At 62.0% G+C, this 19,186-nt stretch carries 14 protein-coding genes; 3 read left to right on the top strand and 11 right to left on the bottom strand.

The features are described from left to right. Positions 1-6: 6 nt before the first annotated feature. The 7 genes from KXD86_RS07105 to KXD86_RS07075 form a co-directional block, all read right to left on the bottom strand. A complete protein-coding gene (locus tag KXD86_RS07105) occupies positions 7-963 on the bottom strand; it encodes a DMT family transporter (RefSeq protein ID WP_218635346.1) in 957 nt (318 codons plus the stop codon). Beyond that, positions 960-1,616 (bottom strand): LutC/YkgG family protein, encoded by a 657-nt coding sequence (locus KXD86_RS07100; protein WP_218635345.1) that lies wholly within the window; start codon positions 1,614-1,616, stop codon positions 960-962. The genes KXD86_RS07105 and KXD86_RS07100 overlap by 4 nt, the downstream gene beginning before the upstream one ends. Continuing rightward, positions 1,613-3,052: a LutB/LldF family L-lactate oxidation iron-sulfur protein gene (locus KXD86_RS07095; RefSeq protein ID WP_218635344.1), complete on the bottom strand. Its 1,440-nt coding sequence runs from the start codon at positions 3,050-3,052 to the stop codon at positions 1,613-1,615. The genes KXD86_RS07100 and KXD86_RS07095 overlap by 4 nt, the downstream gene beginning before the upstream one ends. Then, the gene (locus tag KXD86_RS07090; RefSeq protein ID WP_218635343.1) at positions 3,049-3,828 is read right to left on the bottom strand and encodes a (Fe-S)-binding protein; all 780 of its coding nucleotides are present in this window, start codon (positions 3,826-3,828) and stop codon (positions 3,049-3,051) included. Before KXD86_RS07090 ends, KXD86_RS07095 begins: the two co-directional genes overlap by 4 nt. Positions 3,829-3,919: 91 nt before the next feature. Beyond that, the gene (locus KXD86_RS07085) at positions 3,920-4,951 is read right to left on the bottom strand and encodes an asparaginase (RefSeq protein WP_218635342.1); all 1,032 of its coding nucleotides are present in this window, start codon (positions 4,949-4,951) and stop codon (positions 3,920-3,922) included. Next, positions 4,948-6,351 (bottom strand): aspartate ammonia-lyase, encoded by a 1,404-nt coding sequence (locus KXD86_RS07080; RefSeq protein ID WP_218635341.1) that lies wholly within the window; start codon positions 6,349-6,351, stop codon positions 4,948-4,950. Before KXD86_RS07080 ends, KXD86_RS07085 begins: the two co-directional genes overlap by 4 nt. A 74-nt stretch (positions 6,352-6,425) precedes the next feature. Next, on the bottom strand, positions 6,426-7,904 hold the full coding sequence (locus KXD86_RS07075; protein WP_228739339.1) for an alanine/glycine:cation symporter family protein: 1,479 nt from the start codon (positions 7,902-7,904) through the stop codon (positions 6,426-6,428). Between the two features lie 178 nt (positions 7,905-8,082). Here KXD86_RS07075 and KXD86_RS07070 point away from each other — a divergent pair, with 178 nt between their 5' ends. Next, positions 8,083-8,898 (top strand): helix-turn-helix domain-containing protein, encoded by an 816-nt coding sequence (locus KXD86_RS07070; protein WP_218635339.1) that lies wholly within the window; start codon positions 8,083-8,085, stop codon positions 8,896-8,898. Positions 8,899-8,945: 47 nt separating this feature from the next. Here the strand turns inward: KXD86_RS07070 and KXD86_RS07065 are convergent, their stop codons facing one another. From KXD86_RS07065 to atzF, 4 genes are all read right to left on the bottom strand, one after another. Then, entirely contained in the window at positions 8,946-9,215 is a 270-nt protein-coding gene (locus KXD86_RS07065; protein WP_218635338.1) for a ComEA family DNA-binding protein, read from the bottom strand. A gap of 382 nt (positions 9,216-9,597) precedes the next feature. Then, positions 9,598-10,314 carry a GntR family transcriptional regulator gene (locus tag KXD86_RS07060; RefSeq protein ID WP_218635337.1) on the bottom strand — a complete coding sequence of 239 codons (717 nt, stop codon included), beginning with the start codon at positions 10,312-10,314 and terminating at the stop codon, positions 9,598-9,600. 51 nt (positions 10,315-10,365) lie between these two features. Continuing rightward, complete coding sequence (gene uca, locus KXD86_RS07055; protein ID WP_218635336.1) at positions 10,366-13,998, bottom strand: urea carboxylase; 3,633 nt, start codon at positions 13,996-13,998, stop codon at positions 10,366-10,368. A 14-nt stretch (positions 13,999-14,012) separates the two neighbouring features. Beyond that, positions 14,013-15,848: an allophanate hydrolase gene (atzF, locus tag KXD86_RS07050; protein ID WP_218635335.1), complete on the bottom strand. Its 1,836-nt coding sequence runs from the start codon at positions 15,846-15,848 to the stop codon at positions 14,013-14,015. A 348-nt stretch (positions 15,849-16,196) separates the two neighbouring features. On the opposite strand from atzF, the gene urtA reads away from it, so the two are divergent. Then, positions 16,197-17,495 (top strand): urea ABC transporter substrate-binding protein, encoded by a 1,299-nt coding sequence (gene urtA / locus KXD86_RS07045; protein ID WP_218635334.1) that lies wholly within the window; start codon positions 16,197-16,199, stop codon positions 17,493-17,495. Positions 17,496-17,580: 85 nt separating this feature from the next. Further along, positions 17,581-19,185, top strand: a complete 1,605-nt coding sequence (gene urtB / locus KXD86_RS07040) for an urea ABC transporter permease subunit UrtB (RefSeq protein WP_218635333.1) — start codon at positions 17,581-17,583, stop codon at positions 19,183-19,185. Position 19,186: the final 1 nt, after the last annotated feature.

The raw sequence follows: 19,186 nt of genomic DNA, 5'->3' as shown, positions 1-19,186 counted from the left end.
TCCCGGCTAGCCCGCGGTATCGGCCTCTGCGCCGGTACCGGCTTTCCCGCCATAACGTGACGCCACGATCACGGCCGCCGTCAGTATCAGGGCGCCGGCAATGCCGATCGGCCCCAGGATCTCTCCCAGGAACACCCAGGCCAACAGGGCCACGAACAGCGGTTCGAGCGTCACTATGATGCTGGACAGTGTTGCCGGTGTCGTCCGCATGCCGGAGAAGAAACTGACGTAACCGATGCAGGTGGGCACCACGCCGATGTAGGCCACCATCAGCCACTGCTGTACGCCCAGCGTTTCCAGCCCTGCAAAGCCCCCGGTAAGCCAGACCACGGGGCCCAGAATCAGTGCCGCGGTGAAGAAGCAGATGAACGCGGTGGTGAACACCGGGGTGCCCGCAGAACTGTAGCGACTGGTGAGAGTGAAGCCGGTGTAGACCACGGCCGCCAGGAGGGCCATGAGGATGCCGGCGAGTCGCAGGGTGCCGGTGGTGTCCATGTCGCTCAGCACCAGCATGGCGGTGCCGACGATGGCCGCAACAAGGGAGAGTACGGTCAGCAGGCCGGGTTTCTCGCCCAGCAGCGGAGCCGCCAGGATGGCCACCAGCACGGGCGGCAGGCACAGGGCGATCAGGGTCGCGATGCCAGCGCCGGTCAGATCGACGGCCAGCAGGTAACTGCCCTGGTAGAACGCCTGGAACAGCCCGAGGGCGGCCAGCGGCAAAAAGGCCTTGAAACCGAGGTGCCGCAGGGTCGTACCGGGCATCGACGCATCGGTGCCGGTACGCCTGAGCCGTGCCTGTTCCCGGCGCATCAGCAACCAGAAAAACGGTAAGGCCACCACCAGGCGCAGGAAGCCCAGGGTGATGGCTTCAAGCTCGGTACCGGTAAACAGGAATTTCGCGACGATCCCCGTGGTCGCCCAGAGCAGGGCTGCCAGGGCGATCAGCAGAGCGCCTTGAATCATTCAATAATCAACACGATCAGTTCTTTGGGGCCGTGGACGCCGTAGGCCAGGGTCTGTTCGATGTCCGCCGTCTTGGAAGGTCCGGAGATTAACAGCGCATTGGTGGGCATGCCAGCCCCCCAGTCCTGAACCTGCATGGCCTCGTGGAAGGTGGTGTAGATGTCACTGGCGTACAGCACCGCCACGTGCACTGGCGGTACCAGGCTCATCAGCCGCGGCTCGTCGGCTGTGGGCCAGAGGATCAGAGAGCCGGTTTCGGCGATGCCGCCCCGGGTGGAGGTGATGCCCGCGTCCACATCGTTGAACAATACAGATTGCCAGCTCTCGATGGGCTCATCGTAGATCAGCAGGTTGGGCAGGTCCTCGCGCTCAACCGCGGACCGGAGCTTGAGGCCGATTTCGTGTTCCTTCGGAACCAGCAGGTTGCGAGCGCCGCGAGTGGAGAGCACTTCGGCCAGCCGGTCCAGCCAGGTTTCCTCGGTGCAATGATGGACTTCGCCATGAACCGATTCGATGTTCTTCTCGAACATCGCAATGCGCTCGGAGACCGGCCAGTCCGGGCGTTCGAGCACGGAAAAGTCGCAGTTGGGTGCCGTCAGGTTGCCGCCGGAACGGTTGCGCAGGCGTTGGAGGATGGTGTCGCGTGAACTCACTGGCCGCGCTCCTTCAATCGTTCATGGAGGGTTTTCGGCGCAAGTTTCGGGGCCGTGCGGTACTGGGTCCAGCCGCCGATCTGCCCGGGCTGAAGTTTGCGGAATCGGGCGGCCATACTGGTGCCGAAGCGGTACATGCCGGGGTGGGCGTGCATCCAGCTCCAGCCTTTCCAGACCATCGCTTCCACGGCACCGCGTTTGGCGCCGTGGCCACGAACCTTGGCCGGATGCAATTTATCGCCGTCCACGGATTCCTGGCGCAGCCGCACCAGCAGGTCCGGGATCGGAATCTTCACCGGGCAGACCTCACCACAGGCGCCACACAGGCTGGAGGCCGTGGGCAGGTGCCGGCCCTCATCCAGCCCGATCAGGTGTGGCATCAGGATCTTGCCGATCGGGCCCGGGTAGGTGGTGCCATAGGTGTGGCCGCCAACGCGGGTGTAAACCGGGCAGTGGTTCATGCAGGCGCCGCAGCGGATGCAGCGCAGGGTATCCAGCAATTCGTCGTCCTGGTAGATCGAGGACCGGCCGTTATCCACCAGCACCAAGTGCACCTCTTCCGGCCCATCCAGCTCGTCGGGCTTGCGCGGGCCGGAGATCATGTTGAAGTAGGTGGTGATGTGCTGGCCGGTGGCTGACCGGGTCAGCAGCGCGAGCAGGGCGGTCACGTCTTCCAGGTTGGGCACCACCTTTTCGATGCCGGTCACCGCAATGTGGCAGGGCGGCACGGTGGTGGTCATCCGGCCGTTGCCCTCGTTCTCCACCAGGCAGAGGGTGCCGGTCTCCGCGACCGCGAAGTTCACGCCGGAAACGCCCACATCCGCGTTCATGAACTTCTCCCGCAGTTGCAGGCGGGCGCTGGCGGTCAGGTATTCGACGTCGTGGGACAGGTCGGTCCCGGTCTTCTCATGCATCAGCTCGGAGATTTCATCGGTGTTCTTGTGAATCGCCGGCATGATGATGTGCGACGGTGTCTCCCCGGCCAGCTGCACGATGTACTCGCCGAGGTCCGATTCCAGCGCCTCGATGCCCTGTTCCTCGAGGTAATGGTTCAGTTCCATTTCCTCGGACACCATGGACTTGCCTTTGATGACCGTTTTTGCGTCCCGGGCCTTGCAGATGTCGCGAACGATGCGGCAGGCCTCATCGCCATCCACCGCCCAGTGCACCTTGATGCCGTTCTCGGTCAGCTTCTGTTCCAGCTGCTCCAGCAGGTCCGGCAGGTTGGCCAGGGCCCGCAGCCGGATATTGGCGCCCAGATCCCGCAGGGTCTCCAGATCCCAGCCTTCGAACGCGCTTTTGCGCTTGGTCATCAGCCCGTCCATCGCCTTCCGGAAGTTCTGGCGAATCTTCGGGTTGTGAATCGCCGCCTGGGCACGCGGGTGAAATTCTTTCACGTCAATGTGATGGGGTGAGTGCTCGGCAGTCTCGCTCATGACCGGTCCCCCTTCTTGCCGTTGGTGCGTTCCCACAGGAAACTGAGGATGTGCTGGCCGGTGATCGGCTTACGGTTCTTCTCGGCGTAGCCGTCTATGTTCATCAGACAGCCGCAGTCGGTGGTGACAAAGGCCTTCGCGCCGGTGTCCACCAGCGTATCCACCTTTTCACTCACCATGGCGCCGGAAATCTCCGGGTGGCGGATGGCGAAGGTGCCCCCGAACCCGCAGCATTCCTCGGCCCGGATCTGCTCCACCAGGTTCACATTGCTGAGTTGGCCCAGCAGCTTTGGGCCCACCTCGGCCACGCCCATTTCGCGGCGCGCGGAACAGGAGGTGTGCATGGCAACGGTGGTGGGTTCACCCAGATCGTCCAGTTTGATGTGACAGACGTTCAGCAGGAAATCCGTCAGTTCCCAGACCCGCCCGGCGACTTCGGCGGCTTTGACCTCGTGCCCGGTGTCCTTGAACAGGTCCGGGTAGTGCTTGCGCATCATGCCGCCGCAGGAGCCGGACGGCACCACGATGGGCCAGTCCTCGGGGAACAGATCCAGTTGCGCCATCGCCACCGCCCGGGCTTCATCGTGGTAGCCGGAGGTGTAGGCGGGCTGGCCACAGCAGGTCTGGTCCTGGGGAAAGATCACCTCAATGCCTTCCCGCTCCAGCAACTGAATGCCAGCCATACCCGCGTCCGGGTAGAACATATCCACCAGGCAGGTACCGAAGAAATAGACTTTGGAAGGTTTTGCAGGGTAAACCTTGATGGGATCAACCATGTGCCGACGCTCAACCGTTTTGGAATTATTACCACGTAATAATAGGGTGGCGATGGTCCTCTTGCTAGACGACTTTATGGGTACGGTCGGTTCAGCAATGCCCTCCGGATTCGAACGGGCTGCAATCGCCCTGAAGCGGGCTCTGGAGCGACTCCTGGAGAGCTCGACCGGAATGCCCGGTGGCCAGCAGGACATGCAGTTTGGCAAAGGCGGCTTCCGGGGTCAGGTCTGCTCCCGGGATCACACCGATCCGGTCGAGTACCGCACCCGAAGCGTAGGTTTTCTGGGCCACGCGGCCTGCGGGGCATTGGCTCACATTGACAATCGCGATGCCCCGATCGATGGCCGCTGCAAGCACATTGATCAATGCGGTGTCAGCATCAGGAACATTGCCTGCGCCATAGGTGAGGATGATCAATCCCTTCAATTGGGGAAGAGCCAGTGCGGCGTCAACCAAAGCGGATGAGATGCCCGGAAAAAGGGTCAGAACCGCGACGGAGCGGTGGTCGAGCTCAGGGATCTGAACGTTTGGTTGGCCCGCCGGAAGCAACAGGTCACGGCGCAGTTCGAGACCGATCCCGCATCGACCGAGCAACGGCGCGTTCGGGGAATCGAACGCATCCAGTTCACTGGTCTTTAGTTTTCTTGCACGGTTCCCACGAATCAGTTTGCTCCGGAAACAGATGCAGACTTCAGACACGTCGGCACAGGCTGCAAACACCAGCGAGTTGACCAGGTTTTCAATGGCATCGGTACGAGCCTGCTCAAGCGGAAGTTGAGAGCCGGTCAAGATCACTGGCTTGTCGCAACTGCCGAGCATGTACGACAGTGCCGAGGCGGTGGCCGCCATGGTGTCCGTACCATGGAGCAGGACAAACCCATCGTATTGATGCCAGTAGTCGACGAGGGTGCGGGCAATGATGGTCCAGTCCTCGGGCGTGATATTCGCGCTGTCGATAAGCCGCTCAAGCTCGACCACGTCGTAGTCGGGCAGGTCATCGAGCCTTTCTCGGAGGTAGCGTCCGAGGCGCGCGCCGAAATCAGCGCCGGGAACGTAAGCGCCCTGTGAGGCGACCATTCCAATTGTGCCGCCGGTGTACAGCACCAGAATCCGACGACTCACAGCCAGTCTCCCGCCGGCGCGAGCATGGATCTGGGAGAAAGCAGCCGGTCAAGGGCCTCGGCATCCAGCAGGCCTTCGTCCAGCACCAGCTCGCGCACGGTAGATCCGGTGTTGAGTGCTTTCGAGGCAATCCGGGTGGCGTTGGCGTAGCCGATCCTCGGAACGAGGGCCGTGACAATGCCAATGCTGTTGTCCAGGTGCCGCGCGCACTGCTCGGTGTTGGCGCGAATGCCCTGAATGCATCGGTCATCCAGCATGCTGCAGGCGGACCCCAGCATTTTCATGGAATTGAGCAGGTTATAGACGATCATGGGTTCCATCGCATTCAACTGAAGCTGTCCGGCTTCCGCTGCAAGGGTTACGGCAAGGTCACTGGCAATGACCTGATAGGCGGTTTGATTCACCGCTTCGGGAATGACTGGATTGACTTTGCCGGGCATGATCGAAGAGCCCGGTTGAACCGCCGGCAGGAGAATTTCCCCCAGGCCCGTCCGCGGACCAGACGACAGCAGTCTGAGATCATTGCACATTTTCCCGAGCTTGACCGCGAAGCGCTTGAGGATGCCCGAGAACAGCACAAAAGCGCCCATGTCCGAAGACGCCTCCACCAGATTGCTCGCGGAGACGAGCGGCTTTCCGGAGATTTGGGCCAGGTAGCCAACCGCAAGTTTCTTGTACAGGGGGTGAGTATTGATCCCGGTGCCAATGGCGGTGCCCCCGAGGTTTACTTCACAGAGCAGTCGGCTGGCTTCGTGCAGGCGATCAATATCCTCGCCGAGGTTCACGCCGAATGCCTCGAATTCCTGGCCCAGGGTCATGGGGACGGCATCCTGAAGCTGGGTACGCCCCATCTTCACGACGTGGTCAAACTGCCGCCCCTTCTCCTCCAGGCTTTCCTTGAGGTGGGTAATTACCTGCTCCAGGGGTTCCGCAGCAAACTGGACTGCGAGGCACACCGCCGTGGGGTAGGCGTCATTCGTGGATTGCGACCGGTTGACGTCATCGTTCGGATGAAGATGTTGGTACTCGCCCTTGCCGTGTCCCAGCTTTTCGAGTGCCAGGTTGGCGATTACCTCATTGGCATTCATGTTGGTGGAGGTTCCGGCACCACCCTGAATAAGGTCGACCACAAACTGGTCATGCAATGTCCCACCGATTATGTCATCGCATGCCGCAATAATGGCCTCCGCCTTATGGGGTTCCAGGTCTCCAAGGTCGCGGTTGGCCATGGCCGCTGCCTTTTTCACCATCACCAGGGCCCGAACCAGGTGTGGGAAGTGGCTGATGGGTACGCCCGTGATCGAAAAGTTATTCAGTGCGCGTTGAGTCTGGATGCCGTACCAGGCGTCGGCCGGTACGGGTAGATCACCAAGGAGGTCGTGTTCGGTGCGAGTGTTCATGGCTTGGGGGTTTCCTTGCGGTGAGGCAACAAGAACAGGGAATGGCGGCCCTCAGGTGGGGCCGCCAGGTGCGATCAGGATCGTTCCGGCGCAGGTTCGAGAGCCCGGCGAGCCCGGTTCTGAGCCCGTTCGATATCTTCCGGTTCGAGCTCCCACGCTGTGGCATCCACATTCATGTCCTGGAAGCGGGCAGCATCGAAAACGGGTTGTTCGATTCCCTCGGCAATCTGGCCGTCGAAGTCCTTCAGGATGCGCAGGCCAGGCTTGAACAGGGCGATCAGGGCGATCAGGTTTACGAGAGCCAGCAGACCCATAGTGACGTCTGCAAAACCAAACACCGTGCCCAGGTCAGTGGTGGCGCCCCAACAGACCAGACCAATGATGGCCACTCGGAACGAGTTGAAGAAATTCTGGTTCTGGGTGCTGAAGAAGTTAATGCTGTTCTCACCGAGATAGTAATTGTAGAGAATCGTGCTGAAACCGAAGAGCATCAGCGCAACACTTACAAAGCTGCGGCCCCAGTCACCCACGTGATCTGCAAGGGCGGATTGCGTCAGGGCAACGCCTCCAACATCGCTCAGGGTGTTGGGATCGTAAATCCCGCTCAGCAGGATAATAAACGCCGTCGACGAGCAGATGATGAGCGTGTCGATAAACACCGAGAACGCCTGAACGATGCCCTGATTGGCGGGGTGGGGTACATAGGCCACCGCCGCGACGTTTGGCGCACTGCCAAGGCCTGCCTCATTCGAAAACAGGCCGCGTTTGACCCCCATCAGAATGGCGGCACCAATGCCTCCGCCAACGACAGGCTCGAGACCGAACGCGCTGTTGACGATGAGCATGAAGACATCCGGGATGTGGTCGATGTTCAGCGCAAGAACGACGGCCGTGATCAGCAGATAGCTGCCAGCCATGAGCGGAACCAGAAATTCAGCCACTCGGGCGATGCGGCGAACACCACCAAAGATGATCAGGCCTACCACCATCGCCAGTGCAATGCCGGTATAGAAAACGGGAACGCCGAACGCGTCGTCTACCGAGGTCGCAACCGCATAGGATTGCAGCGCGGTAAACCCAAAGCCGAAGGTCAGCAGCAACAGGACAGAGTACAGGCCCGCCATCCACTTCCAGCGGGCGCCAAGGCCCCGGGAAATGTAGTGCGCCGGGCCACCGCGATACGTGCCGTCCGGTTCAGCCACCTTGTACGTCTGGGCCAGTGAACATTCGAGGAAGCTGGTGGCCATGCCCATCAGGCCAACCACCCACATCCAGAAAACGGCGCCGGGACCGCCCAGCGTGATGGCAACCGCCACGCCAGCGATATTGCCCCCGCCGACCCGACCGGCCACCGAGAGCAGCAGCGCCTGGAAGGAACTGAGATGGCCATGCTTGTCTTTCTGAAAGGCCTGACTGGCGCTCAGAATCCGGAACATGCGCCCAAAATAACGGAATTGAACGAAACGGGAGGCAACGGTGAACCCGATACCGACAGTGACCAGCAGCGCAATGAGAATCTTGCCCCATAGCAATTCGCTCAGAAACTCGAACATAAGCAACTCCGACAATGATTGTTGTTGTGCGAAGCTTTCATTTAACCAACCGGGCACCCCTGCTAGAATTCGCAGGTCATTGATGAGTAGACGCACTCTGGCGCGGTAACAGCGTCAAGTCGCGCTAGTGCAAGTTGGCGCACTGGCTTTCTTTAGGTAAAAAAGAGCGATACACCCAATGCATCCGGATCTGGCTCAGAATCTCAGGCTGCTCTGCAGTTACTACAAATCGATTGCAGAGGTGTGTCGTCGTCTTGGAATCAACCGCCCGCAATTCAACCGGTATCTCAGCGGCCAACACAAACCGTCAGCGAGCACGCTGCGTCGTCTGTGTGAGTTTTTCGGGGTAAACGAACAGGAAATACTGTTGCCGCACGGCCAGTTTCAACGGGTGGTTGATGTGCGCCCGAGGGTCAAGGCGCAGCCCAACCAGGAAGAGGAACTCATCCAGACGCACCTGGACAGACTCGATGGCGGGGCTCGGGGCGATATTGAGAACTACCTGGGCTACTACTACGAGTACTACCAATCCATGTCTGCGCCCGGGAAGGTCCTCCAGAACCTCGTGTGTCTTGAGCGCCAGGGCAATCGCGTCGTTTTCCAGCGCACGGAACGGATGCGGGCATCGAGCAACGAGCCGCCCTGCCACAATCGGTATCAGGGCATCGCCTATCTCCTGACCGACAGGCTGTTCCTGGTGGACTATGAAACGCTGAATTGCCACGAGATCACCCAGACCATTCTCTTCCCCAGTTTCAGAAACCGGGTGACGCGATTGACCGGGTTGAAGATCGGCGTTTCAGACAACAGTGAACGTATGCCGTGTTGCGCGAGGGTGCTGTACGAATACCTGGGCCAAAGTGTGAATGTCCGCAAGGCGCTTGCCCGCTGCGGTCTGCATGAGTTGAACAGTAGCCGGATTGACGCGTCCATTCGCGCTGCGGTCCGCAATGATCTGGCGCCGGACGAGTATCTTTTCAGGGCGCGGCACTAGGGGTGCCGGGTGCAGGCAGCGACCACGGCCGCCGCCCGCAGAGGAGGTCACTTCACGGTCAGGCGTTCGGCGTTCTTCTCGATGGTACGCTCGCCAATGCCTTTCACGTTCGCCAGGTCCTGCGGCGCTGCAAACGGGCCGTTGGCTTCGCGGTAGGCCACAATGGCTTCGGCCTTGCTCTGGCCCACGCCAGTAAGCTCGGCGAGGGTGGTGACATCGGCGGTATTGATGTTGATGGCAGCCGGCTCGGCCTGGGCAAAGCCCGTCATGAGGCTGAACAGCAGAACGAGGGTGGCAATTAACGGAGTACGGTTCATAGAAGTGAGTTCCTGATACTGATTGTCGTCTTGTGATGTTGCCGGGACGCAAACAGCCGGAACGAGTGCACGGTCAGGACCACATTCCCTGTGATCCCGAATTCCGTGGCTGACCCCTGCCTGATCCTTCAGGCTATGCGCTCATCCTGAGCACTTCATCCATGCGATCTTCCATGTAAGCCCTGATCCCTAGGGCAACTCCAAATCCCTGGAGCTATCTTCCATGAGCCAACGTTCCTTGCTGGCTTGTCATCCCTGACAGTTCCCATTCTACCGGGGATCCGGTGTGTACAAACCGGAGATACGCTCCGGGGGATGTGCGATATGTCTTACAGACCTGTAAGCATTCCGGACAGTCACAGAATGAACGCGAGTTCAGGATTTACACCCCGTGGGAGGCAATCTTTTGCCCGCTGCGGTGGGCCTCCGCCGCTTCCCGGATTCGCTCCATGGTGATTTCCCGAACCGCCTTCTGGCTCGCCCGAATGTGGTGAGTCAGGCGATCCGCCGCCTCGCTGGCCATGCCCTTGCGAATCGCGTCCAGAATGGCGGCGTGTTCGATGTAGGTGGCATCCACCCGGTCATCCCGAGTGAAGTCCAGCCGCCGGATAATGCGCAGGCGATCGGTGATCTCCCGGTGAATCCGCGTCATCTCGCGGTTGCCTGCGGCGGCCACCAGGTCGCAGTGAAAGCTTTCGTCCAGTGCCCGAACCGTGCTGCCCACCGCCCGTTCCGACGGATGGTCCGGGTTCCAGATCGCCGTGAGCATCCGGATGGCCGAGGGCTCTTCCGGCAAGGCGCAGATCTTGTGCATCGCCGCCCGCTCCAGGGTAATCCGCAGATCGTACAGCTCCTCCACCTGCTGGAAATCAAACGGCTTCACCTGCCAGCCGCTGCGGAACAGGACCTCCACGTAGCCCTCCCGCTGCAGCCGGTAAAGCGCCTCCCGAACCGGGGTCCGGCTGGCATGCAGGCGAGTTCCCACATCGCCCTCGCTGAACTTGTCACCGGGGATCAGGCGGAACTCAAAGATGTCATCCTTCAGGGCCTCGTAGACCCGGTCGGCCATCGACTCTTTTCGTTTGGTGTTGGTTGCCATTTTCGTGTTCGCCCTATTCGTGGTTGCCCTGTTCCTGGGAGCGGGAAGCGCTCAGACCTCGATGCTCAACAACGGTTCGCCGGGAGTGACGGCCCTGCCGGGCTCAACGTGCATGGCGCTGATCGTTCCGGTCAGCGTAGCATTCACCTCGAACTCCATTTTCATAGCCTCGACAATCATCAATGGATCACCCTGGGCGACGGTGTCGCCGGGTTTGACCAGGCACTTCCAGATGTTGCCGGCGATCTCCGCGCTCACCAGCTCCCCGAATTGGGCCAGGTCAGAGGCGTCCGCTTTCGGCGGCGCCTTGGCCAGGCGATCGAGTTCTTCGGCCTCGCTTTCCTTCCACAGTGCCACCTCTTTGGCGTAGGCCGCCTGCTGCATTTCCCGGAACTCGGCGATGGAATCGGCGTTGGCGTCCAGGAAGGCCTGATGGGATTTCAGGTCGAAGGTTTCTTCCTCGATCTTTACGGTCAGCTGGCCGGCCCGGAACTGGTCGCGCATCTCATCCAGCTCCGCCTCGGTGACCGGGTAATAGCACACCTGGTCGAAGAACCGCAGCAGCCAGGGCGCGCCCTCCGCGAACTGGGGATTCTTCAGGTACTTGTTCCAGATCGGCAGGGTGCGGCCCACCAGCTGGTAGCCACCCGGGGAATCCATGCCGTAGATGCACATATACACACCGCCAATCCCGACGGTGCCCTCGGCGGTGTAGGTCCGGGCCGGGTTGTATTTGGAGGTGAGCATCCGGTGGCGCGGGTCCAGCGGCACCGCGCAGGGCGCGCCCAGGTAGACGTCGCCCAGTCCCAGCACCAGGTACCGTGCCGAGAACAGGATATCCCGCACGTCTTCCCGGGATGGCAGGCCGTTGATGCGCTGCATGAAGTCGACGTTGTTGGGCAGCCAGGGGGCGGTATCGCGTACAGACTGGCGGTACTTGTCCACGGCCTCCAGGGTGGCGCTGTCCTCGAACGCCATGGGCAGGTGAATCACCCGGCTTCGAACCTGCAGCTCGTCGGTGGGTGGCAGCGTGGCTTCGAGGTCCAGCAGGTACTGCATCAGCGCCTGCTGCGACAGGATGCGCGCGTCGTATCGCAGTTGCAGCGAGCGTACACCGGGCGACAATTCCAGGAGGCCGGCGGGTTGCACGTCGGCAATCGCCTCCATCAGCGCGTGGATGCGCAGGCGCACGCCGAGGTCCATCACGTTGGGGCCATATTCCATCAGGATGTACTGGTCGCCGGCCTGCCGGTAAGTGACTTCCGGCCGGCCGTCGGTTTCGTCGAGGTGCGCCAGGATCGTCGCGGAGAGGCCGTTCAACGGTGCCAGGTCCGGTTTGACAAGGTTCACGGCGGGCGGCGCTATCAGGCTCTTGATCGCCAGTTCCTGGCGCTTGGCGAGCTGGACCGCCGTGTCGTTATCCATCGCCACGAACCGGATGGTATCGCCGGGTTTCACCTGGCCGACTTTCCAGAGTTCGGCCTTGGCGATGGTGACCGGGCACACGAAGCCACCCAGGCTGGGCCCATCCTTGGTAAGGATCACCGGCATGTCACCGGTGAAGTTGATGGAGCCGATGGCGTACTCGCAGTCGTGGATATTGGACGGGTGCAGGCCCGCTTCGCCGCCGTCGGCGCGGGTAAACGCCGGCTTGGGGCCGTTCAGGCGGATGCCCAGGCGGTTGGAGTTGTAATGCACTTCCCAATCTTGCTCGAAGAAGGTTTCGATCGATTGTTCGGTGAAGAAGTCCGGGGCACCGTGGGGGCCATAAAGCACGCCGATTTCCCAGTGGTCGGGGTAGTCCGGAATCAGGTCCGGATCGGCCGGGGCCGGATCGTGCGTCGGCGCGGTTGTTGTGCAGGCCGGCAGGGCGATCTGGCTGATGCCCAGCATGTCACCGGGGCGCAGGGGCCGGCCGCCGTGGCCGCCAAACTGGCCCAGGGCAAAGGTGGAACGGCTGCCGAGGTACACCGGCACGTCGAACCCGCCGCGCACCGCGAGATAGGTACGGCAGCCCTTGATGGCCTTGCCGACCGCCAGAACCTGACCGGCCTTGACGGTGATGGGCGCCCAGAAGGCCACCGGCTCGTCGTCGAGGGTCGCTTCAGTAAGCGCACCGGTCAGCGCCACCACGGCATCCTTGTGGAATTTCAGGCTGGGGCCGATCAATGTCGCCTCCAGGCCCGCCGCTTCATGGTGGTTGCCGACGATACGGTTGGCAATGCGGAAGGCGTAGTCGTCCATGGGGCCACTGGGCGGTACGCCAATGTTCCAGTAACCGACGCGCCCGGGGTAGTCCTGCACGGTGGTGTAGGTGCCCGGCTTGACCACCTCCGCCACGGACGGGTTGAACTCGAAACGCTCCAGCGCCCGGGTGGAGACCACACCCTCGGCAAAGCTGGGCTGGGCCACCACCTGGCGCAGGTAATCCAGGTTGGTGGCAATGCCCATCAGCCGGGTCTCGGCGAGGGCGGCTTTCAGCTTCGCCAGGGCGTCGGCGCGGTCGGTGCCGTGCACGATCAGCTTGGCGATCATCGGGTCGTAGTGGGCGGACACCTCGCTGCCGTTTTCCACCCAGGTATCCACCCGCACGCCGTCTTCCGGCCAGTGCACGTCGGTCAGCTCGCCGGGGGAGGGCTGGAAGTCCTTCAGCGGATCCTCGGCGTAGATGCGCACTTCCATGGAGGCCCCGTTCAGCTCGGGTTCGAAGCCGGCCAGCGCCGGGCTCTCGCCGGCGGCGATTCTCAGCATCCACTCGATCAGGTCCAGTCCGGTAACGGACTCGGTCACCGGGTGCTCAACCTGTAAGCGGGTATTCACTTCCAGGAAATAGAATTCGTCCCGGTCGGCGTCGTAGATGTACTCCACTGTGCCCGCGGAGCGGTAATTGACCGACTGGCCGAGGGACACGGCCGCATCCAGCATCTTCTGGCGGGTGGCCGCCGGCAGGTTGGGGGCCGGGGTTTCCTCCACCACCTTCTGGTTCCGGCGCTGCAGGGAGCAGTCCCGTTCACCCAGGGCGACGACGTTTCCTTCGCCATCGCCAAAGATCTGCACTTCCACATGGCGGGCCCGGGCGATGAAACGCTCCAGAAACACGCCGCTGTCATTGAAGAAACTCTGGCCCTGCCGGCGCACGGTCTCGAAGGCGTCTTTCAGTTCGCTCTCGCTGTTGCAGCGGGTCAGGCCGATGCCGCCACCGCCGGCGGTGCTTTTCAGCATCACCGGGTAGCCGAGGCGTTCGGCGGTGGCCACGGCTTCGTCCCGACTGTCCAGCAGGCCACTGCCCGGTGCCAGAGGCACACCGGCGGCTTCCGCCAGTTCACGGGCCCGGTGTTTGAGGCCGAATTCACGCATCTGGTCCGGCGTCGGGCCAATGAAGGCAATGCCGCCCGCCTCGCAGGCTTCGGCAAACTCGGCGTTCTCGGAGAGAAAGCCATAGCCCGGAATAATCGCCTCGGCACCGGTGTGCTTGGCGGCGGACAGAATCTGGGCCTTATCGAGGTAGGTTTCGCTGGCACCGTTGCCGGTCAGGGCCACGGCTTCATCCGCCAGGGTCACGTGTAGGCTGTGCCGGTCCTGATGGGAATAGACAGCCACGCTGCCGACGCCCATGGCCTTGAGGGTGCGAATGGTGCGAACGGCGATTTCACCCCGGTTGGCGATCAGTACTTTGGTAAACATGATGGCGGCTCTCCTTATGCCTTTCCGGATTTCAGGGCGGTGATGTAGGCGCGCCAGCCGCCGAACTCGGTCACGTCCCGGGCGCCGTCGAAGCCGTAGCCTTCACAGATAAAACCGTTCACCCAGCGGCCGTCTGCCAGTTCCACGTTGCCGATGCCCAGCGGGGCAGGGATCAGGTCCACGAAGGAGCCGAAGGCAGAGGCGGGCATTTCCCAGACCTCCACAATGATCTCCTCGCCCTCGCTGGCGGCCACCCGTTTCAGTCCCGGCTTGGGTGGTGTGGTGTTGGGCAGGGCGTAGAGCCGGTAGTTGGCGGAGGTGGTGGTTTGCTCCTGCAGTACGGAAAAACGCTCCGTGAGCTGGGTATTCAGGGGCATGCCACTCAGGTGGGCGCCCACCACCGCGACCTGGATGGTTGGCGTGGAGATGGCCGCGCCGGGGGCGTCTTCCGGGCGGACCTTATCGGTGGCGCCCAGAGGGGTGGGGTGGGCGTTCAGCCACTGGCAGGCCAGGTGTTGCAGTTCGGTGTCTTTCCAGGCACCGCTGATCAGGGTCACGCCGAATGGCAGGCCGTCGTCCCGGAAACCGGCGGGAATGGCCAGCGCACTCATGTCCGCCAGGTTCACGAAGTTGGTGTAGGTGCCGAGCTGGCTGTTCAGGGTGACCGGGTCCGCGTTCACGGCCGCAATGGTGGGAGCGGTGGGCGCCGTGGGCACCAGCAGGGCATCCACATCCACCAACCGTGCATCAATCTGGCGCTGCAGCTCTTCCTTGCGGTACTGAGCCTTGAAGGTGTCGGTGGCGCTGAAGTTGCTCGCACTGTCGATGATGCCCCGGACCACCGGGTTCATCTCGTCGCCATGGCTGGCCCGGAAGGTCTCTACCGCGGCATAGCGTTCGGCCACCCAGGGGCCCTCATAAAGCAGCGCGGCCAGCTCCAGCAGGGGGCTGAAATCCATCGGAATCAGCTCGACATCCTGCTGACGCCACTGGCTGATGGCGGTGTTCCAGGCGGCCTCGGCCTGCTGGTCACCAAACCATTCAGGGTGCTCCGGAATCGCCAGCCGTTTGACCGGGCCCGGCCGGCGCAGGGCAGGGCCGTCCAGGGGCAGGGCGTAGGGCGCCTTGCGGGAGAAGGCATCGGCGGCGTCGAAACCGGCCATGGCCTCCGACACCAGCCCGGCATCGTTCACGGTGAGCGCAAAGATGGACACGCAATCGAGCGAACGACAGGCGGGCACGACGCCGCGAATGCTGAACATCCCCCGGGTGGGCTTCAGCCCGACCAGATTGTTCAGCCCGGCCGGCACCCGGCCGGAGCCGGCGGTATCGGTACCCAATGAGAACGGCACCAGGCCGCGCGCCACCACCGAGGCAGACCCGGAGCTGGAGCCACCGCTCACCACGTCCGGCTTGAAGCTGTTTGGCACCGCACCGTACGGGGAGCGGGTGCCGACGAGCCCGGTGGCGAACTGGTCCAGGTTGGTCTTGCCGATCACCACCGCGCCGGCGGCTTTCAGTCGGGCAATCGTGGTGGCGTCCCGCGCGGGGGAGTAGGCAAAGGCGGGGCAGCCCGCCGTCGTATCAAAGCCAACGGCGTCGATGTTGTCTTTTGCCGCGAACGGGATGCCATAGAGTGGCAGGGCACTTCTGTCGCCGCCGGCGGCGTCCAGGGTCTTCGCCAGTTCGGCGAGGGCGCTGGCGAGGCCGTCGCCATCGAGCAGCGAAATCCAGGCGGTATCCTCGGTATCCAGCCCCGTCAGCAGCTCACCCAGCAATGACTCGGGCGTGGCGCCTTCTTTATAGGCGTTCTGCCAGTCCTTGATGGTCCATCCGAGAGTTGAAGGCATTGGTCGTCCTCATGTGCGTTATCAACTTGTATACATGTGGAATGGCAATGCCTGTGCCATTTGCCGGTTTTTCTTTATAAAAATATAAAAAACAAAGGGTTAAAGTTTTTTGGTGAAAGCCCCTTATTTTTGGTGTTGCCCAAAGCCGGTGCGAGCGCACCAGAAATGAGCCGTTCCAGGGCGCTCCGATGCAGGGATATCAAAGGGTCCGGGCCAGTTTGATCGCTTGTATACTAGATAAGTGCCTGTTTTGGCTAGGTATTGGTGAAATGTGGAACAGCAGATGCAGAGGTTCTGTCGGGTTTTATGACGAACTGCATACCCCAAACCAAAAAAAGGACGCACAACATGAGCATCAAAAAACACGTGAAACTGGGACTCTCTGCACTGGCGCTTTCCATCTCCTTCAATTCCGTCGCTGCGGAAGATCCCATCAAGGTTGGTATCCTGCATTCCCTGTCCGGCACCATGGCCATCAGTGAGTCCACCCTGAAAGACACCATGCTGATGCTGATCGAAAAACAGAACGAAGCCGGCGGCGTGCTGGGTCGTCAGCTTGAGCCGGTGGTGGTTGATCCGGCGTCCAACTGGCCGCTGTTCGCCGAGAAAGCCCGTGAGCTGCTGGCGAAAGAAAAAGTGGACGTGATCTTCGGTAACTGGACCTCGGTGTCCCGCAAGTCCGTACTGCCGGTGGTGGAAGAGCTCAACGGCCTTCTGTTTTACCCGGTGCAGTACGAGGGTGAGGAATCCTCCGAAAACGTCTTCTACACCGGTGCCGCGCCCAACCAGCAGGCCATCCCCGCCGTGGATTACCTGATGAACGACATCGGCGTTGAGCGCTGGGTGCTGGCCGGTACCGACTACGTCTACCCGCGCACCACCAACAAGATCCTCGAGACCTACCTCAAGGACAAGGGCGTGGCCGCGGACGACATCATGATCAACTACACGCCGTTCGGTCACTCCAACTGGCAGTCCATTGTTTCCGACATCAAGAAGTTCGGCAGCGCCGGCAAGAAGACCGCCGTGGTCTCCACCATCAACGGTGACGCCAACGTGCCGTTCTACCGCGAGCTGGGTAACCAGGGCATCGACGCCGCCGACATCCCGGTTGTCGCCTTCTCCGTGGGCGAGCAGGAGCTGTCCGGTATCGACACCGGTCCTCTGGTCGGCCACCTGGCGGCCTGGAACTACTTCATGAGCGTGGATTCCGACGCCAACTACGACTTCATCGACGCCTGGGTTGAGTACACCGGCCAGGAAGACGCGGTCACCAACGATCCGATGGAAGCGCACTACATCGGCTTCAACATGTACATCGAGGCGGTCAAGAAAGCCGGCACCGTGGATGTGGACGCCGTGAAAGACGCCATCATCGGCGTGAGCGTGCCCAACCTCACCGGCGGCTACGCCACCATGATGCCGAACCACCACATCACCAAGCCGGTGCTGATCGGCGAGATCCAGGACAACGGCCAGTTCTCCGTCGTCTGGGAAACGCCGTCCACCGTGGCGGGCGATGCCTGGTCTGACTTCCTGCCGGGTTCCAAGGACCTGATCAGTGACTGGCGCAAGCCGCTGTTCTGCGGAAACTTCAACGTGGTTTCCGGCACCTGTGGCGGCAAGGCTGACGTTGCTTCCCAGTAAGGGCTGACTGAGCCTGCGGGCGGGGAAACACTCCCCGCCCGCCTTCACCTGGCAACACACCTATTTTCAAGGACAGGACGCAACCATGGGCATCATCCGATCGCTCAGCCCGCTTCTGGTCGTCTGTTTTCTGCTCTGGCCCGCCCTCACGCAGGCCCAGGTGGAAGACACGGAAGCGCAGCAACTGCTCACCGCCCTGGCGGAATCTTCCTTCAAGGAAAAAAAAGACGTCGTTAACCGCATCGCCGGCAGTGGCGACGAACGTGCCCGCGGCTGGCTTGAAGCCTTCGCCAGCAACAAACTGGGCCGCATCGAATCCAGCGGACAATTCATCATCGTGCTGGAAAACCGGGGCCGCGACTGGACCGTGGAAAGCGCGCTCACCGGCGAAAACCTCGGCGAAATCTCCCGCCGCGACATCGACACCATCCGCGTCAACAACGCCCTGCGTAACGAGCTGGAAGGCATCCTGTCGGTGATCGACCTCAAGAGTCCCGATGAGGACAACCGTTTATCCGCCGCCCGCGCCCTCAAAGGCAGCGTGGATGGCACCCTGGCCGAGCGCCTGCCGGAACTGATCGACGCCGAAGAGAGCGCATCGGTTTCCGAGGCACTCACCGAAGCCCTGGCCATTTACCGCGTGGAAGAGCAGGGCGATGTGGCCGCCGTGGCCACCCTCTCCGGCAGCCTCAACTCCGAGGCCCGGGCCGCCCTGCAGCAGGCCATGCGCAGCGACAACTCGCAGCTGGTCTCCGCCGCGCAAACCGCGATGAAAAGCATCGAACAGAAACTGAAACTGAACCGCGCCGCCGAGACCCTCTACTTTGGGCTCTCCCTCGGCTCGGTACTGGTGCTGGCCGCCATCGGCCTGGCCATCACCTTCGGCGTGATGGGCGTGATCAACATGGCCCACGGCGAGCTGATCATGCTCGGTGCCTACACCACCTGGGGCATGCAGCAACTGCTGCCGGGCCAGCCCGGACTGGCGCTGGTGCTGTCCATTCCCGCCGGATTCCTGGTGGCGGCGCTGGCCGGCATCGCCATCGAGCGAAGCGTGATCCAGCACCTCAAGGGCCGCCCGCTGGAAACCCTGCTGGCCACCTTCGGCGTCAGCCTGATCCTGCAACAACTGGTGCGCACGGTGATATCGCCCCTGAACCGCACCGTGATCACCCCGGACTGGATGAGCGGTTCGGTGATGATCAACGAGGCACTCTCCCTGACGCTTAACCGCATGTACGTGATCGGCTTTGCCCTGGTGGTATTCGCCGGCCTGATGCTGATCATGCGCAAGACCCGTCTGGGCCTGGAAGTGCGCGCCGTCACCCAGAACCGGGCCATGGCCCGCTCCATGGGCATCAAGGCCACCAAGGTGGACATCCTGACCTTCGGCCTGGGCTCCGGTGTGGCCGGCCTGGCCGGTGTCGCGCTGTCCCAGATCACCAACGTCGGCCCCAACCTGGGCCAGAGCTACATCATCGATTCGTTCATGGTGGTGGTGTTCGGCGGTGTCGGTAACCTCTGGGGCACCCTGCTGGCGGGCCTGTCCCTGGGCACCATCAACCAGCTTCTGGAACCCTGGGCCGGCGCCGTGCTCGCCAAGATCCTGGTGCTGGTACTGATCATCCTGTTCATCCAGAAACGGCCGAAGGGGCTCTTCCCCCAGAAAGGCCGAGCCGCGGAGGGTTGAG

This window comes from Marinobacter arenosus, from assembly GCF_019264345.1.
GTDB classification, from domain to species: Bacteria; Pseudomonadota; Gammaproteobacteria; order Pseudomonadales; family Oleiphilaceae; genus Marinobacter; species Marinobacter arenosus.
The sequence above is the reverse complement of the archived record's forward strand: the minus strand, read 5'-3'. Positions and strand labels throughout refer to the sequence as shown.

Coding starts and splice junctions, on each gene's coding strand:
- KXD86_RS07095 (WP_218635344.1), bottom strand. CDS start 3,052: ATGAGCGAGACTGCCGAGCACTCACCCCATCACATTGACGTGAAAGAA.
- KXD86_RS07070 (WP_218635339.1), top strand. CDS start 8,083: ATGCATCCGGATCTGGCTCAGAATCTCAGGCTGCTCTGCAGTTACTAC.
- uca (WP_218635336.1), bottom strand. CDS start 13,998: ATGTTTACCAAAGTACTGATCGCCAACCGGGGTGAAATCGCCGTTCGC.
- KXD86_RS07060 (WP_218635337.1), bottom strand. CDS start 10,314: ATGGCAACCAACACCAAACGAAAAGAGTCGATGGCCGACCGGGTCTAC.
- atzF (WP_218635335.1), bottom strand. CDS start 15,848: ATGCCTTCAACTCTCGGATGGACCATCAAGGACTGGCAGAACGCCTAT.
- urtA (WP_218635334.1), top strand. CDS start 16,197: ATGAGCATCAAAAAACACGTGAAACTGGGACTCTCTGCACTGGCGCTT.
- KXD86_RS07075 (WP_228739339.1), bottom strand. CDS start 7,904: ATGTTCGAGTTTCTGAGCGAATTGCTATGGGGCAAGATTCTCATTGCG.
- KXD86_RS07105 (WP_218635346.1), bottom strand. CDS start 963: ATGATTCAAGGCGCTCTGCTGATCGCCCTGGCAGCCCTGCTCTGGGCG.
- KXD86_RS07090 (WP_218635343.1), bottom strand. CDS start 3,828: ATGGTTGATCCCATCAAGGTTTACCCTGCAAAACCTTCCAAAGTCTAT.
- urtB (WP_218635333.1), top strand. CDS start 17,581: ATGGGCATCATCCGATCGCTCAGCCCGCTTCTGGTCGTCTGTTTTCTG.
- KXD86_RS07080 (WP_218635341.1), bottom strand. CDS start 6,351: ATGAACACTCGCACCGAACACGACCTCCTTGGTGATCTACCCGTACCG.
- KXD86_RS07065 (WP_218635338.1), bottom strand. CDS start 9,215: ATGAACCGTACTCCGTTAATTGCCACCCTCGTTCTGCTGTTCAGCCTC.